Genomic DNA, 15,813 nt, shown 5'->3' with positions numbered 1-15,813 from the left:
TGATCCGCTCTTACGCGGCCGCCCACGGAATGAATAGCAGGCATCATGCGGTAGTTGAAGTGGGAGCAGAAGAGATTACACTTCGTGTGGCCAGCCGATGGCTTCGCTTCACGCACGAGACGATGGAATCAAGTGATGGAAGCCGCTCTACCTTCACCATGCAGGAAGATGGAACGGTCAAATTGAACGGTATCGCCGAAGAGATGGACCTTGCCGCCGAGAGGCTGGCGCGGGAGATGATGCAGAGTGAGTGAAATAGCCAATACGATCTTTTCGCCAGAGACGGCCGCACGCTTCGACCATCTCGTCACCATCTACCCGCTCAAGCGGTCGGCGCTTGTGCCCATGCTGCTCTACGCACAGGATGAGATCGGTTATATCTCTGATGCTGTCATCGCCGAGATCGCGGAGCGCATCGACCTTCTGGAGTTGGACGTACGCAACGTGCTTTCGTATTACTCCATGCTGCGCACCAGGCCCGCCGGAAAGTACAACGTGCAGGTCTGCACCAATATCTCCTGCATGCTGCGTGGCGGCTACGAGATCCTCGACCACTGCAAGCATAAGCTGGGCATTGGCCATAAAGGCACGACCCCGGACGGCGTCTTCTCACTGGAAGAAGTCGAGTGCATCGGCGCCTGCTGCTGGGCTCCAGCCATTCAGATCAACTATGATTTCCACGACGACCTCACCACAGAGAAAGTCGACGTTCTCTTCCAGATTTATCGCGACGGCCAGGGAAAGGACGTGAAGTAGATGCCATCACTCGTCTCGCACCCCGATGAGGTAAAAGTTGTTTCCCGCCGCTTCGGTCTGGGCGCGACCGACATCGACAAGTATGTCGAACTCGATGGCTATAAAGCCGTTCAGCAGGCCATCGCCAAGGGGCCTGAGTGGATCATCAGCGAGATGAAGGCCAGCGGTCTGCGTGGCCGTGGCGGCGCTGGCTTCCCGACCGGCATGAAGTGGTCTTTCGTCCCGAAACAGTCCGAAAAGCCGAAGTACGTGCTGGTCAACGGCGACGAATCCGAGCCCGGCACCTGTAAGGATCACCTCCTCTTCCTGCACGATCCCCACGCCGTCATCGAAGGCACTATGATCGCCGGCCTCGCCATCGGCTCCAAGCTGGGCTTCATCTATCTCCGCGGCGAGTACCGCTACCTGCTCAAGATCGTCGAGAAGGCGGTCGCGGACGCTTACGCGAAGGGCTTCCTAGGGAAAAACATCTTCGGCACCGGCGTGGACTTCGACATCATCACGCAGACGGGAGCTGGGGCGTACGAGGTCGGCGAAGAGTCTGCCCTGATGGAGTCGCTCGAGGGCAAACGCGGAGTGCCTCGCATCAAGCCTCCCTTCCCTGCTGTCGTCGGGCTTTACGGTGGTCCTACGGTTATCAACAATGCTGAGACGATCGCCAACGCACCGCACATCCTGCTGATGGGTGGCGAGGCCTATGCCAAGCTAGGCAGCGAGCGCAACGGCGGCACACGCCTGTTTGGCATCAGCGGCCACGTCGAACGCCCCGGCGTCTACGAACTTCCGATGGGCTACAACCTCAAGCGGGCTATCTATGAGGTAGCAGGCGGTATTAAGGACGGCAAGAAACTCAAAGCTGTCGTCCCCGGTGGCTCAAGCTGTCCCGTCATGACTGCTGACGAGATCGACGTAGGCCTGGACTTCGACCAGATGGGGAAGGCCGGCACCATGCTAGGCTCGGGCGGAATCGTCGTGCTCGATGAGACGGTCTCGATCGTCGAATTTGCGCTTCGCACCATCGCGTTCTACCAGCATGAATCCTGCGGCTGGTGCATTCCCTGCCGCGAGGGCACCGACTGGATCAAGAAGACTCTCACCCGCGTCTATAACGGCGGCGGCAATAAGAAAGATGTCGACAACGTTCAATATCTCGCCGAGAACATGCTGGGCCGTACCTTCTGCCCTCTAGGCGACGCAGCAGCGATGCCCACCATCGCCTTCGTCAAGAAGTTTCGCAAAGAGTTCGAAGACTATATCGAAGGCAACAAAGCCGGAACCCCCATCATCACCGTTGAACAGCTGGTCGGAGCGCACTAAGCCATGGCAGACGTAACCTTTACCGTAGACGGCAAGAAACTTACCGCACCCGCAGGCACTCTTCTTCTGGAAGCCTGTAAGTCCGCCGGTATCGAAATTCCCGCCTTCTGCTACTATCCCGGCCTCTCTCTGCAGGCAGCCTGCCGCATGTGCGTCGTGCGTATTGAAAAGATGCCCAAGCTCCAAACGGCCTGCACCACACCGGTTACAGAGGGGATGGTCGTCACAAGCGAGTCTCCGGAGATCGCTCAGGCGCGCAAGGCGACGCTGCAACTTCTTCTCGGCAACCATCCTCTCGACTGCCCCGTCTGCGACGCCGGGGGCGAGTGTGAGTTGCAGGATATGACGTTCAAGTACGGCGCCGCCGACAGCTTCTACGCTGAGCCCAAGAACCACCGCGAAGAGCAGAAGTGGTCCCCCGTCGTTTATTTTGATCGCCCACGTTGCATCCTCTGTTATCGCTGCATTCGTATGTGCGGCGAAGGCATGGACGTCTTCGCTCTCGGCATTCAAAACCGGGGCAGCTCCTCGGTCATCGCCCCTAACGTCCCCGCGCAGATGTCTCCCGACGACCTTGCCCACGTAGACTGCGAGCAGTGCGGCATGTGCATCGACGCCTGTCCGGTCGGCGCGTTGACCTCCGGCACGTATCGCTACAAGACCCGCCCCTGGGAGATGAATCACGTATCGACCATCTGCACGCACTGCGGCGATGGATGCAAGACCACCCTCGGCGTTCGCAGCACCACGGATGGCTCCGAGATCGTCCGGGGCGATAACCGCGACAAGTCCGGCATCAACGTCGACTTCCTCTGCAACAAAGGCCGCTACGCCTTCGACTTTGCAAACAATGAAGACCGCATCACCCAGCCGCTCGTCCGCCAGCCCAGCGGCGAGATGAAGCAAGTCAGCTGGGAGGTCGCACTCGACTACGTCGGCAAGAAGTTCCGCGAACTTCGCGATACCCGTGGCGGTAAGAGCATTGGAGTCATCGGCTCCAATCGCACCACGAACGAAGAAGCCTACCTGCTGCAGAAGTTTGCTCGCACTGTCCTCGGCACCAACAACATCGATCACCATCGCACCGCCGATTATGTTGCCTTTGCCCGGGCGTTGGCCGGAACCAACCGCACAGCCAGTCTGAACGATACGCTGACCGCGCCGGCCATCATGATCCTCGGCGGCGACCCAACGATTCAGGCACCCGCGACAGCTTGGAACATCCGCACAAACGTCCGCAACAACCGCGCCCGCCTCTACATCGCGAACTCCGCCGAGATCAAGCTTCGCCGTCAGGCAAAAGCCTTCGCGCACATCGCGCCGTTCAGCTACAGCGCACTGGCAAGCTTCATGGCCGGAGATGACAGCGCCGTCGATTCCCTCACCCACTCCGGCGCAGACACGTCCTCTTTCCATGACTTCCGTAAGGCCGTTCGTTCGGAGGAGAGTCTCCTAGTCCTTATCGGGTCGGAGTTCCGCGGCGGCGATCTGCAGCGCCTGCTCGCATTCGGCAAGACTCTGCCCAACCGCAAGTTCGCGCTGATCTCCGACTACGTCAACTCTCGCGGAGCCGCCGACATGGGCCTGCTGCCCGACCTGCTACCCGGCTACACTCCGCTCGCAGGGAACACTACCTTCGCCGAATACAACACTCCAACCACCCCGGGTCTCGACATGCTTGAGATCTTCGAAGCAGCAGAACGCGGCGAACTCTCCGCTCTGTATGTCGTCGGTTCCAACCCCGTCTCCCGTTACGGAATCGATCCCTTATCTCTCAAAGACACATTCGTAGTCGTGCAGGACATGTTCCTCACCGAGACGGCAGCCCTCGCGGACGTGATCCTCCCGGCCGCGAATCTCTACGAAAAATCCGGCTCCGTCACCAACAGCTACGGCGACCTCCAGCTCGTCAACAAGGCTGGTGACCGTGCCGGAGTCCGCACCGACTTCGAGATGATCGTTCGTATCGCCGACAAGATGGGCGCAAATATGCAAGCCCTCATTCCCTTCGGCAAAGGCACTCGCGCCGACATGGGCCAGTCCCGCGGCGCACAGTCCGGCGAGGCCGACCGTCATGCCGTATGGCTTGCCGCAAACAACATGGAGCCGAAACTCAGCCCCTTCGATCCGTTCGCCATTCTCGATGAGATCCAGCGCCTAGTCCCCGGCTACAACCTGCTGCGACTTCAGCTGCTCAGCGGCAATGATCAGCATCTGCAGCCTGCCGTAGCTACCCACGACCTCGTTCAAATCGGCAACCGCCGCGACCTCGTCCTGCCGGCGAACGATACACTGTTTACCTCGGGCACCCTGGGTCGCTACTCCGCCATGCTCTCCGATCTGCAGCACAACGAGAGCCTCCGTCCTCCAACCGGCCTCACGCAGATCCAGCCCGCAGCCGACTAAGTAGACTCAACAGCAGACTCGAAACAACTACAGGAGCCCAACCCACCGCCGTGAGCCACCTCAGCCCATTTCAGACGTTCCTGCTGCTCAGCATCCTTAAGGTCGTGGTCGTCCTCGTCATCACGCTGATGTCGGTCGCCTACACGGTGCTACTCGAGCGCAAGGTTCTGGGTCGCATCCAGAACCGTTGGGGACCTTCTCGCGTCGGACCCTTCGGACTGATGCAGCCGCTCGCCGACGGAATCAAACTCTTCCTCAAGGAAGACCTCCTGCCTATCGCCGCCGAACGCCCTCTCTTCATCCTTGCACCTATCATCGCGTTGGCCTGTGCGCTTATTTCCATCGCGGTCGTCCCATTCGGCGGAATGCAGACCGTCAATGTCAATGGTGTTGGCGTCGAGATGTTCAACATCGCTGACCTCAACATCGGCCTCCTCGTCATTCTAGGCATCACCTCGATCGGGGTCTACGGCATCGCGCTCTCCGGCTGGTCGTCGAATAACAAGTTCGCCTTGCTGGGCAGCCTCCGCGCCACCTCGCAGATGATCAGCTACGAACTCGCCCTTGGCCTATCGCTCGTCGGCGTTGTTCTCCGCGCACAATCTCTCAGCCTCCGCGACATCGTCAACAGCCAGGGCGCTCACGGCCTGCTCTCCTGGAACTTCTTTGGTGGATTCCAGTTCGTTGGGTTCTTCATCTACATCATGGCCGCTTACGCTGAGACCAACCGCGCGCCCTTCGACCTTCCCGAAGCAGAATCCGAACTCGTCGCCGGCTATCACACCGAGTACAGCTCCATGAAGTTCGCCATGTTTTTCATGGCTGAGTACGCGAACATGATCACCGTAAGCTGCGTTGCTTCGCTGCTCTTCTTCGGCGGAGCCTCCAGCCCCCTCGGCCATCTCCTCCCAGCGGACTTCGGCGGCCCTATCCTATCGGCCATCTTTCCAATCCTCTGGTTCGTACTCAAAGTTCTGGCCTTCCTGCTTCTCTTTATCTGGGTCCGCGGCACACTGCCCCGCTTCCGTTATGACCAGCTCATGAGCTTCGGCTGGAAGTTTCTCCTGCCGCTCGCCATGGCCAACATCATCGTCACGAGTCTTGTCATTGCCTTACGGAGTTAGCTCCACGGAATACGCAACAAGGTGTTTTACAATCAGCAGATAGCCCAGTTCTTCGAAATCGGCCTCTGCCCTGTTTCAAGCGTCTCAAGCGACTCACAAAGGACCTGACGGAACATCATGCAACTGGCACTCTTTCTCATCTTTGGCGGGCTGGCCGTAGCGGGAGCGCTCAACCTCCTCCTGCAGCGCCATCCCATCAACAGCGCACTGTCGCTGGTCGTCGTCATGATGTCGCTGGCCGTCCTTTACTGGTCGCTCGGAGCCGAGTTCCTCGCCGCATCCCAGGTCATCGTCTACTCCGGCGCCATCATGGTCTTCTTCGTCTTCGTCATCATGCTTTTGAACGCCGGCGAAGAGGAGCGAACTACAGGCAGCCGCGCCGCCTACCTCGTCGGCTTTCCCGGCGCCGCAGCCATCTTCTGCCTGCTCAGCTTCGTCTTCCTGTCGGAGCGCAAGGCGCTCGGCTACACCAACATCGGCGGCTATCTCAACCACGTCACCAGCAATATCTCCGAGATCAGCACCATTCTCTTCACCAAGCTGCTGCTTCCCTTCGAAGTCACCTCCATCCTCATCCTGGTAGCCATCCTCGGAGCCGTCGTGCTCGCGCGAAAGGAGCAGTAGAGATGCTCCCACAGGTGCCCATCGCCGCTTATCTCATCCTCGCTGCCATACTCTTCTCGGTCGGCGTCGCGGCCTTCCTCATCAAACGCAACCTCATCACTATCTTCATGTCGATTGAGCTTATGCTCAACGCCGTCAACCTCACCTTCGTCGCCTTCGCGCACATGTGGCATCAGCTCTCCGGTCAGATCTTCGTCTTCTTCGTGATGGTCGTCGCCGCAGCCGAGGCCGCCGTCGGCCTTGCCATCATCATCGCCATCTTCCGCACGCGTGAAACGCTGAACGTCGACCAGATCGACCTGATGAAATCGTGAACTCTATGCCCTCTGCCTCCATGATCTCCGACTACCTCTGGCTGATCCCGCTGCTTCCCTTCGCCGGCTTTCTAGTCAACGGAACCGTAGGCCGCAAGTTGCCCCGCGCACTCGTGTCAGCCGTCGCGCTGATCTGCACCGTCATTCCAGCCGCCATCGTCGCATGGCTCTGGATCGTCATGAAGGCCGAAGGCGCGCCCGAAGTCCTCCGGGTCGTCAGCCAGCCGTGGATCGCAATCACCGGCCTCCAGATCGACTTCGCCCTCACCGTCGATCACCTTACCCTCATCATGCTTGGCGTCGTCACCGGCGTCGGCTTCCTCATTCACGTTTATTCCGTCGGCTATATGGCGCACGAAGAGGGATACTGGCGCTTCTTCGCCTACCTGAACCTCTTCATGTTCTTCATGCTCGTCCTCGTCCTTGCCGAGAGCTTCCTCCTGCTCTTCGTCGGCTGGGAGGGTGTGGGTCTGGCCTCTTATCTGCTGATCGGCTTCTACTTTCAGAAGGATTCCGCCGCCAACGCGGGGAAAAAAGCCTTCATCGTCAACCGCATCGGCGACTTCGGGTTTCTCCTTGCGATGTTCCTCCTCGTCCGCGAGTTCGGATCCCTCGACTTCACCCACATCTTCCAGGCCATCAGCGTCAATCCCGGCTGGAATGGCGGCATCCTCACCGCGATCGCCCTTCTGCTTGTCCTCGGCGCAGTTGGAAAATCCGCCCAGATTCCGCTCTACGTCTGGCTCCCCGACGCAATGGAAGGCCCCACGCCTGTCTCTGCGCTGATCCACGCGGCAACGATGGTCACGGCCGGCATATACATGGTCGCACGCTGCCACGTGCTCTTCGACCGCAGCCCCTACGCTCTCGGCGTCGTTGCGGTCATCGGCGCGGCGACGGCCATCTTCGCGGCTTGCATCGGTATGGTGCAACACGACATCAAGCGCGTCCTCGCCTATTCCACCGTCTCCCAGCTCGGCTACATGTTCCTGGCCTGCGGAGTTGGAGCCTACACCGCAGGCATCTTCCACCTGCTCACCCACGCCTTCTTCAAAGCTCTTCTCTTCCTCTCTGCCGGCTCGGTCATCCACGCACTCTCCGGCGAACAGGACATGCGCAAGATGGGTGGACTCCGCAAGCGCATTCCCGTCACCTTCTGGACCATGACGATGGGCGTCTTCGCCATCTCAGGTATTCCGCCGCTTGCCGGCTTTTTCTCCAAAGACGAGATCCTCTATCAAGCTTTCGTCTCAACCAATCCCCTCGGCAAGCTGCTTTGGTTCGTCGGCCTCATCACCGCCGGCATGACCTCCTTCTATATGTTCCGCCTCTGGTTCAAGACCTTCTTTGGCCCAGAGCATTTTGAAGAGCGCACCGACCTTCACGCCCACGGAGCAGCCGTCCACACTCACTCCGGCAGCCACGCAGTTATGGTCGTCGACCCAGAAGACAATCACACCCACGGCGTCCACGAGTCCCCCGCGATTATGACCGTTCCACTAGCCATCCTCGCTCTATTGTCGATTATTGGCGGGTGGGTAGGCGTTCCCGCCGCTATGGGGGGCCACAACGAGATCGAACACTTCCTCGATCCCGTCTTCAGCTCAGGCGCAGCGGTCGAAGCAGCAACCATCAGCCGCGGCCCCGAGCTGGGCCTTGCCGTAGTCTCCGTCCTCGTCGCACTCGCAGGTCTTGGCATTGCCTACCTCTTCTATTACAAGAAGCCCGGCACCGCCGCAGCGCTCGCAGCAAAGATGCCAGCCCTCTACAACCTCGTTGACCACAAGTTCTACATCGACGAGATCTACGGGGCGGTCATCGTCTCCCCCCTGCTCATGTTCAGCCGTCTCTTCCTCGGCGGCATCATCGACGGCGGCATCGTCAACGGCGCAGGCGCGGCCGCTGGCGCAACCACACGAGGATTGAGCTCTCTGGTTCGCCGCGTTCAGTCTGGAAACATTCGCTCTTACGCCGGCTGGCTCGCACTCGGAGCCGCCGCCGTTCTGCTTGTCATGATCTTCGGCCGCTCCATCTGGATGCACTAAAGAAGCTCGTTTACCAGTATCTTGCTTTAGCAACACCCAAAGGAAACGATGAATATCGACCACACCATCCTGACCGTACTCATCTTCGTCCCGCTCGCGGGTGCGGTCCTGCTGGCCTTGCTGCCCGACAAGGGCAGGCTGATGCAATGGGGTGCGCTCGCCGTCACCCTCATCACCTTTATCTGCACCCTGCATCTGCCCGCACGCTACGACTACTCGGCTGTCGCCGGCAGCTTCCAGTTTGAACAGAATCACGAGTGGATTAACTCCCCCGCCATCCGCTATCACCTCGGCGTCGATGGCCTGTCCATGTGGCTCGTCGTTCTCACTGGCTTCCTCGCCCCGCTCGGCGTCCTCGTCTCTTGGAACACCATCGGCGACCGCAAGAAGCTCTTCTACACCCTCTTCCTCCTGCAACAGGTTGCGATGATCGGCATCTTCGTCTCGCTCGACCTCTTCCTCTACTACGCCTTCTGGGAGCTCTCACTCGTTCCCATGACGCTGCTCATCGCCACCTTCGGCCGCAGCGCCAACCGCCGCCGCGCCGCCATCAAATACTTCCTCTACACCTTCATTCCGTCAGCGATCCTGCTGGTCGGCATGCTCTGGGTCTACGCCCGCACCGGCACCTTCCAGCTGCCCGAGCTCGCCCAGCTTGCCGCCGCCCACAATATCTCCAGCAACAGCGCAGCGCTCTGGCTGGCCTCGCTCGCTTTCCTCGTAGCTTTTGCAGTCAAGGTACCAGTCTTTCCGCTTCACGGCTGGCTCTCAGACGCAATCGCCGAAGCACCCACCGCTGCCGTGATGGTTCTGGTCGGCAAACTCGGCCTCTACTCCATCCTGCGTTTCTCCTTCAGCATCTTCCCCGAGCAGTCCCGCCAGATCGCCCCGCTTATGATCGCCCTCGGAGCGATCGGCATCGTCTACGGCGCGCTCATAGCTCTCGTCCAGAAAGATCTCAAGCAACTTGCAGCATACGGCGCACTCGGACACGTCAGCGTCGTCATCCTCGGCATCTTCACCTTCACCATCGCCGGCATCGACGGAGGCATCTACGCCACCCTCAACGAAGGCATCGGCGCTGGCGCCTTCTTCATCCTTCTTGGCATCCTCTACGAGCGCTACGGCACCTACGACATGCGCGACTACGGCGGTCTTGCGGCCAAGCTCCCCTGGATGGTGACCCTCTTCGTCATCACAACCCTGTCGGTGATCGGTCTGCCAATGCTCAACGGCTTCGTGGGCGAGTTCCTCGTCCTCACCGGCGGCATGCAGTCCGCAGTCACCCACCACACTCGCTGGACGGTGCTCGCCACCACCGGCGTCATCCTCACCGCCTCCTACATGCTCTGGATGATCCAGCGCGTCTTCTACGGCGACCTGAACGAGAACACAGCCGACGTGCCAGTCCCTGACGTCACCGCCCGCGAGCACCTTGCACTCTGGCCCCTGATCGCCGTCATGCTGTTCATGGGCATTGCTTCGCCCTATTGGTTGCGCGCCATCGACACCGCAGGCACCTATCTCGCGCAGGAACCTCAGACTATCGAGCCCGCAGCCTCCGTCAGCACCATCGTCCCACAGACACAGACATCCGCCGCCCAGGAGGCCACGAAGTAATGTCCCCTAACGTCCTGGCCCTCCTTCCCGAGCTCATCCTCACCCTTGTCGGTGTTCTGGTCATGCTCGCAGAGCCGTGCCTGAAGCCAGGCTCCAGCCGCAAACCTCTCGGCTGGCTAGCCATCGCCGGCACCGTCGCCGCTCTCGCCGCAAGCTGGTATCAGATCCAGTTTGGGACCGTCCACGCCTTCTCCGGCACAATTCAGATCGACGCTTTCTCGGTCCTCTTCCACTTCGTCATTGGCTCGGTCGTCCTGGTCACGCTCCTGGGATCGCTGGACTACTTCGAAGGCAACGCCAGCCATGCTGGCGAGTACTTTGCCCTCACGCTCTTCGGCGCAGTCGGCATGATGCTGATGACCTGCTCCGTCGAACTGCTCATGGTCTTCGTCGGCCTCGAGATCTCCTCCATCTCGACCTACATCATGTGCGGATTCCGCAAGGGTCAGGCCACCGGCACGGAGTCCTCGATCAAGTACTTCCTGCTCGGCTCCTTTGCCACCGCCTTCTTCCTCTACGGCGTAGCCCTCGCGTTTGGAGCCACCGGTTCGACCAACATCTACGCCATCGCCCACGGCCTCGAGACCACCGCAACCCCGGCTCTCGCTTTCACGGCCCTCGCGCTCATCCTCATCGGTCTCGGCTTCAAAGTCTCCGCCGCCCCATTTCACGTCTGGACCCCGGATGTCTACCAGGGCGCCCCGGCCCCAGTCGTCGGCCTCATGTCGACCGCACCGAAAGCAGCCGCCTTCGCCGTCCTGCTTCGCATCACCTTCACTGGCTTCCCAACCTATCAACATCGCTGGGCCATCATGATGTGGGTTCTCGCCGCACTATCGATGACAGTTGGCAACCTGGGCGCCCTTATGCAGCGCGACGTCAAACGCATGCTGGCCTACTCCAGCATCGCCCACGCCGGTTACCTGCTGGTCGCATTCACCGCCTTCCCCTTCGACGGTATCGCCGCGGCCTGCTTTTACACCGCCACCTACGCCGCGATGAACGTCGGCGCCTTCGCGGTAGTCACCCAAATCGCCGGCTATGACGAGCGCGCCCGCAGCATCGACGACTACACCGGCCTCGGCCAGAAGCGCCCCTACCTCGCCGCCCTGCTCAGTTTCTTCCTGCTTTCGCTCATTGGAATTCCCTTCACCGGCGGCTTCTTCGGCAAGTTCTACGTCTTCTCCGCAGCGATCCATGGCGGCAACGTCTGGCTCGCCGTCATCGGTCTTCTCAACAGCGGCGTCGCCTGTTTCTATTACCTCCGTCTGCTGGCTGCGATCTACACGCGCCCTGGCAGCGAAAGCACTCGCCTCAACCAGCTTCGCCGCATCAGTGTTCCTGCGGCGATCGGTATCGCTCTTGCCGCTGTAGCAACAGGCGCACTCGGTATTCTGCCTAGCGGTGCGGTCTCGTTTGCGGAGTACGCCAGCCACTCCACCTTGATCGAACAAGGCCGGCAGGAGTGTGCTGCCTCTCCTGATAGCTGCCACCTCCAGCTCCAGTTCGACGAGAAGTAATTGCGTCCTGCCGGACGGGCCCACTGCGCGTGGGGCGGCCACTTCGTGGCGCGTATACCGGTCTTGCAAACAGATAGATCTAACTCCTCCCGTTGGTCGGCAAGAGCATCCTTCCGACCAACGGGAGGACCACCAGAGATCTCTTACTCAAACAAGGTAGACCCGTCACGAAGTGACCGCCCCACGCGCAGTGGGCCCGTCGGCAGGACAACAGAAAAGCCTCCGCGAACTCCGGAGGCTTTTCATGCTCACAAACTCCAAAGGCCGAAGCTTTACTGGACCTTCAGGAAGATGATGACGAACGTGAACAGCGCGAGCGACTCAATAAACGCCAGCCCAAGAATCAGGAAGATAAAGATTCCAGGACGAGCACCCGGGTTGCGTGCCAGCGCCTCGGTTGCCGACGCGGTCGCCTTGCCCTGACCCAGACCGCAAAGCCCAGCAGCCAGCGCCATGCCCAAACCAGCAGCCAGAGGAACCCACTGGGCTCCGGGGCTTACAGCGGCAGCGCCCTGCGCAAAAGCCGGCGTTGCAAACAGCAGCGCGGCCAACGACATAAACAGATATTGCAGCTTCTTCATGGTGTTACTCCTGCCTCCGTGGATACGCCGCCAGTGGGTGGTTGATGCTCACCGTGCTGGCACCCTCACGCTATGCGGCGTTGTTGCACACTGCGAGAGGAGGCCCCAACGCAGCGAAACTCAAAGTCTTTAGTGATCGTGCGCTACGGCCAGTGACAAGTAGATCGAAGCCAGCAGGAAGAACACATAGGCCTGCACCACAGCCACACCGACGTGCAGCCCGAGGAAGATCAACGGAATTCCCACCGGAACCAATGAAAAGAACGCGATTGTCACCAGATCTCCCGCAAACATATTTGCGTAGAGACGAACCGTCAGCGAAAGTACACGGGCAAAATGCGAGATGATCTCAATCGGCAACAGCAACGGATACAACCACCATACCGGCCCAAGGAACTGCTTGATGTATGCCCAGCCGTTCTCCCGAACGCCGTGGTAGTGGTAGTAAATGAAGGTACAGAGCGCAAAGCCGAGAGGCACCACCGCATACGCGGTAGGCGACTTCAGTCCCGGAACCACACCCATCAGGTTGGCCAGCAGAATGAACAAACCCAGGGCCGTCAGATAGCTGGTAAACCGCTCCGAACCGTGTCCGATGATCTGTTCGCCCTGCTCCGAGACGAACTCATGGGTCATCTCTGCCAGATGCTGCGCTGCGGCAGGCTTCTCAACGCTCAGCGTCATCCGTACGAGCATGAAGTAAGCAATCAGAACGAAAAACACCAGCAGCTCCATTGCGAACGAGTCCGTAATCGGATAAGCCGGATACTTCGGATGCACATGCAGCGCCTCAAGAAACGAGGTCGTGAACGCACCAAAGTGCTGATTCAAAAATAGGGTGATGGCTGTTTGTGTAGGCATATAAATAAAGCTTCTGCGAAACGTAATCTGCGAACGTCCGGCCTAAACCGTCCACGCCTTCATCAGCCTCAAACCCTCGACCGTCAGTGCAAACACACCCAGAGCGAGGCCAGCGGCAAGCGCATAGACCGAACCATTCAGAATCTTAAGGCTAACATAAAGCAGCACGACGGTCAGCCCGAGCCGTAGGAAGAAACCGAACAAAATCAGCCCCATCGGCTTCGCCTTTCCTCCGCCATCCATCCTGACCATCACCGCTGTCATCAGCCGAAGCCACTCGAACAGCCCCGATCCCGAGATCAGTGCCCCCACCAGCAGCAAAACCGCGGACTGCCACCCCATCTTCCACCACACCACTGGTGCCGCAACCACGGTAATCACCACCAGCAACCGCAACGCGCTCAAAATAGTCCGCTTGAAGTCCGCGTCGCTGAAACTCTCCAACGTTTTCACAAGATCGTCCTCGCCTGTGCCGTTATCCACGCTTGATATACCGAGATGCGGTTCGAAATATCTGGACAAAGCCAGCTGCGGCCCCAAGCAAAATCCCCACAATCGCGATCCAGCCCTGATGAAAGTGCCGATCCAGCCAACTTCCTACCAGCCATCCGATCACGCACCCAGCCGGCAGCGCGATCGCCAACTGGATCATCGACTCAGCCTTTACTAGCTCGCCGAGCGCCCCCTTCCCGCCACCACCCGCTCCGTTACCGCCGTTCCCTGCTCCATCATCCGCCATAGCAGGACTATTACACCACGCACAACGCCGACTGACACATCCTGTGTATCCTTTTGAAGTTCACATGCCTCGCTATACTGGGGTGTCAGCAACATCCAGCTAAAGGAATCCCTGTGTACGAGTCGGAGTTCGAAAAGAATCTTTATCAACAGCGCCGCGAGAAACTCCAACTGATCGCCGCCCTCGGGCAGCTCGAGGGCCTCAGCCACGCCGAGGCGACCTACCCCAATCACTACGCCGCCAGCCACACCATCCCCGAGATCCGTGCCGGCTACGACCTCCTCACCGCCGAGCAGCTCGACGCCGACCCTATCCTCGTCAGCATCGCAGGGCGCATCATGGCCATCCGCGTCCAGGGCAAGGCCGGCTTCGCGCAGCTGCAACAAGGCGGCCAGCGCTTCCAGATCTACGTCCGTAAAGATGACGTCGGCGAAAACACCTTCGCCCTCTACAAGCTTCTCGACCTCGGCGACCATATCGGCGTCCGCGGCCATCTCTTCCGCACCCGGACCGGTGAGCTCACCGTCCACGTCGGAAGCTTCGACAATCTACCCGCCCTGACCTTCCTCACCAAGGCCATGCTGGCCCTTCCCGACAAGTACCACGGCCTGGAAGACACCGAACTTCGCTACCGTCAGCGCTACGTCGACCTCTTCATGAACACCGGCGCCGCTAAACCCGCCACCTCAGGCGAAACGTCGAACGAACCTGCCGAGCCCGAAACTCCCAACGTCCGCGAGGTCTTTGTCAAGCGCGCCGCCATCCTCCGCGCCATCCGCAAGTTCTTCGACCACCGCGGCTACCTCGAGGTCGAAACCCCGATGATGCATCAGATAGCGGGAGGCGCAGCGGCCCAGCCCTTCACCACGCATCACAACGCGCTCGACCTCGACCTCTTCCTCCGCATCGCGCCCGAGCTCTATCTCAAGCGCCTCGTCGTAGGCGGCATGGACCGCGTCTACGAGATCAATCGAAACTTCCGCAACGAAGGCATCAGCACCCGCCACAACCCCGAGTTCACCATGCTCGAGTTCTACCAGGCCTACGCGAACTATCACGACCTGATGACCCTCAGCGAAGAACTCGTCATCTGCGTCGCCAAGGAGGTCAACGGCACGACCATCACCCACTTCAACGGCCACGAGATCGACCTCAGCAATTGGACCCGACTCTCCATGCGCGAGGCCATCATGAAGTGGTGGCCGCCAAACGCGCCAATTCAGCCGACCGAAGACGACTTTTCTTCCGAGGAGAAGTTCAGGGCGCTTATCAACGAAGGCGAGAAGTTTGCCGATCCAGAGAAGTCCTCCTTCGATCGAGCCCTCAATCGCCTCGGCGCAGACTGCCACTTCGTTCGTGAGTTCGTCCTCGACAAAGGCGCACCGTACGGCAAAGCCATCTCCGACCTCTTCGAGCTAAGAGCCGAGGCTCTGCGAGGCGGCGAAATGGGCATCGAAGAACCTCTCATCCAGCCCACCATCATCTACGACTTCCCCTTGGCCGTCAGCCCCCTCTCGAAAATCAAGCCCGACGAGCCCGACTGGGTCGAGCGCTTCGAGTTCTACATCGGCGGCTTTGAGGTCGGCAACGCCTTCTCCGAACTCAACGACCCCGACGACCAACGCACTCGCTTCGAACAGCAGATGGCCGAAAAGGCTCGCGGCGATGACGAAGCCCACCAGATGGACGAGGACTACGTTCGCGCCCTCGGCTACGGCCTGCCCCCCACCGCGGGCGAAGGCATCGGCATCGATCGCCTCACCATGCTCCTCACCGACTCGAAGTCCATCCGCGACGTCATCCTCTTCCCCCTCCTCCGCCCCCAGGTCAAACAGGCCGAGGCCGCTGAAACTAAACACGGAGAGTCCGCCGAATAGCGCACAAGCGGCGACGCCGGTCCGGTCGC

Annotated in this window: 15 protein-coding genes; 11 read left to right on the top strand and 4 right to left on the bottom strand. The window is 60.0% G+C overall.

The genetic code is table 11. The features are described 5' to 3' along the window. Positions 1-29 precede the first annotated feature (29 nt). From RBB81_RS12085 to RBB81_RS12040, 10 genes are all read left to right on the top strand, one after another. Positions 30-254: a transcriptional regulator gene (locus RBB81_RS12085; protein ID WP_353073871.1), complete on the top strand. Its 225-nt coding sequence runs from the start codon at positions 30-32 to the stop codon at positions 252-254. Then, entirely contained in the window at positions 247-756 is a 510-nt protein-coding gene (gene nuoE, locus RBB81_RS12080; RefSeq protein WP_183788959.1) for an NADH-quinone oxidoreductase subunit NuoE, read from the top strand. The genes RBB81_RS12085 and nuoE overlap by 8 nt, the downstream gene beginning before the upstream one ends. Next, complete coding sequence (gene nuoF, locus RBB81_RS12075) at positions 757-2,073, top strand: NADH-quinone oxidoreductase subunit NuoF (protein WP_353073870.1); 1,317 nt, start codon at positions 757-759, stop codon at positions 2,071-2,073. 3 nt (positions 2,074-2,076) lie between these two features. Further along, positions 2,077-4,479, top strand: a complete 2,403-nt coding sequence (locus tag RBB81_RS12070; RefSeq protein ID WP_179582177.1) for a molybdopterin-dependent oxidoreductase — start codon at positions 2,077-2,079, stop codon at positions 4,477-4,479. Between the two features lie 50 nt (positions 4,480-4,529). After that, positions 4,530-5,603, top strand: coding sequence for an NADH-quinone oxidoreductase subunit NuoH (nuoH, locus tag RBB81_RS12065; RefSeq protein WP_353073869.1), 1,074 nt, complete (start codon positions 4,530-4,532; stop codon positions 5,601-5,603). 117 nt (positions 5,604-5,720) lie between these two features. Next, positions 5,721-6,227, top strand: a complete 507-nt coding sequence (locus tag RBB81_RS12060; protein WP_179582173.1) for an NADH-quinone oxidoreductase subunit J family protein — start codon at positions 5,721-5,723, stop codon at positions 6,225-6,227. Between the two features lie 2 nt (positions 6,228-6,229). After that, positions 6,230-6,541, top strand: a complete 312-nt coding sequence (nuoK, locus tag RBB81_RS12055) for an NADH-quinone oxidoreductase subunit NuoK (RefSeq protein WP_179582171.1) — start codon at positions 6,230-6,232, stop codon at positions 6,539-6,541. 5 nt (positions 6,542-6,546) lie between these two features. Then, on the top strand, positions 6,547-8,586 hold the full coding sequence (gene nuoL / locus RBB81_RS12050) for an NADH-quinone oxidoreductase subunit L (RefSeq protein WP_353073868.1): 2,040 nt from the start codon (positions 6,547-6,549) through the stop codon (positions 8,584-8,586). Between the two features lie 48 nt (positions 8,587-8,634). Beyond that, complete coding sequence (locus tag RBB81_RS12045) at positions 8,635-10,206, top strand: complex I subunit 4 family protein (RefSeq protein ID WP_353073867.1); 1,572 nt, start codon at positions 8,635-8,637, stop codon at positions 10,204-10,206. Further along, positions 10,206-11,726 carry an NADH-quinone oxidoreductase subunit N gene (locus RBB81_RS12040; RefSeq protein WP_353073866.1) on the top strand — a complete coding sequence of 507 codons (1,521 nt, stop codon included), beginning with the start codon at positions 10,206-10,208 and terminating at the stop codon, positions 11,724-11,726. The genes RBB81_RS12045 and RBB81_RS12040 overlap by 1 nt, the downstream gene beginning before the upstream one ends. A gap of 272 nt (positions 11,727-11,998) precedes the next feature. On the opposite strand, the gene RBB81_RS12035 is transcribed toward RBB81_RS12040, so the two are convergent. From RBB81_RS12035 to RBB81_RS12020, 4 genes are all read right to left on the bottom strand, one after another. Further along, positions 11,999-12,307: an ATP synthase F0 subunit C gene (locus RBB81_RS12035; RefSeq protein ID WP_183788973.1), complete on the bottom strand. Its 309-nt coding sequence runs from the start codon at positions 12,305-12,307 to the stop codon at positions 11,999-12,001. A gap of 129 nt (positions 12,308-12,436) precedes the next feature. Further along, positions 12,437-13,168 (bottom strand): F0F1 ATP synthase subunit A, encoded by a 732-nt coding sequence (atpB, locus tag RBB81_RS12030; RefSeq protein WP_353073865.1) that lies wholly within the window; start codon positions 13,166-13,168, stop codon positions 12,437-12,439. 42 nt (positions 13,169-13,210) lie between these two features. Beyond that, positions 13,211-13,621 (bottom strand): ATP synthase subunit I, encoded by a 411-nt coding sequence (locus RBB81_RS12025; protein WP_353073864.1) that lies wholly within the window; start codon positions 13,619-13,621, stop codon positions 13,211-13,213. Positions 13,622-13,643: 22 nt separating this feature from the next. Beyond that, the gene (locus tag RBB81_RS12020) at positions 13,644-13,907 is read right to left on the bottom strand and encodes an AtpZ/AtpI family protein (protein ID WP_179582163.1); all 264 of its coding nucleotides are present in this window, start codon (positions 13,905-13,907) and stop codon (positions 13,644-13,646) included. 113 nt (positions 13,908-14,020) lie between these two features. Here RBB81_RS12020 and RBB81_RS12015 point away from each other — a divergent pair, with 113 nt between their 5' ends. Next, positions 14,021-15,784: a lysine--tRNA ligase gene (locus RBB81_RS12015; RefSeq protein WP_353073862.1), complete on the top strand. Its 1,764-nt coding sequence runs from the start codon at positions 14,021-14,023 to the stop codon at positions 15,782-15,784. The last annotated feature ends 29 nt before the right edge of the window (positions 15,785-15,813 follow it).

The sequence above is a fragment of the Tunturibacter gelidoferens genome (assembly GCF_040358255.1).
In the GTDB taxonomy this organism is placed as follows: domain Bacteria; phylum Acidobacteriota; class Terriglobia; order Terriglobales; family Acidobacteriaceae; genus Edaphobacter; species Edaphobacter gelidiferens.
Note: the sequence above shows the minus strand (reverse complement) of the source record. Positions and strands in the feature narration are given on the sequence as shown.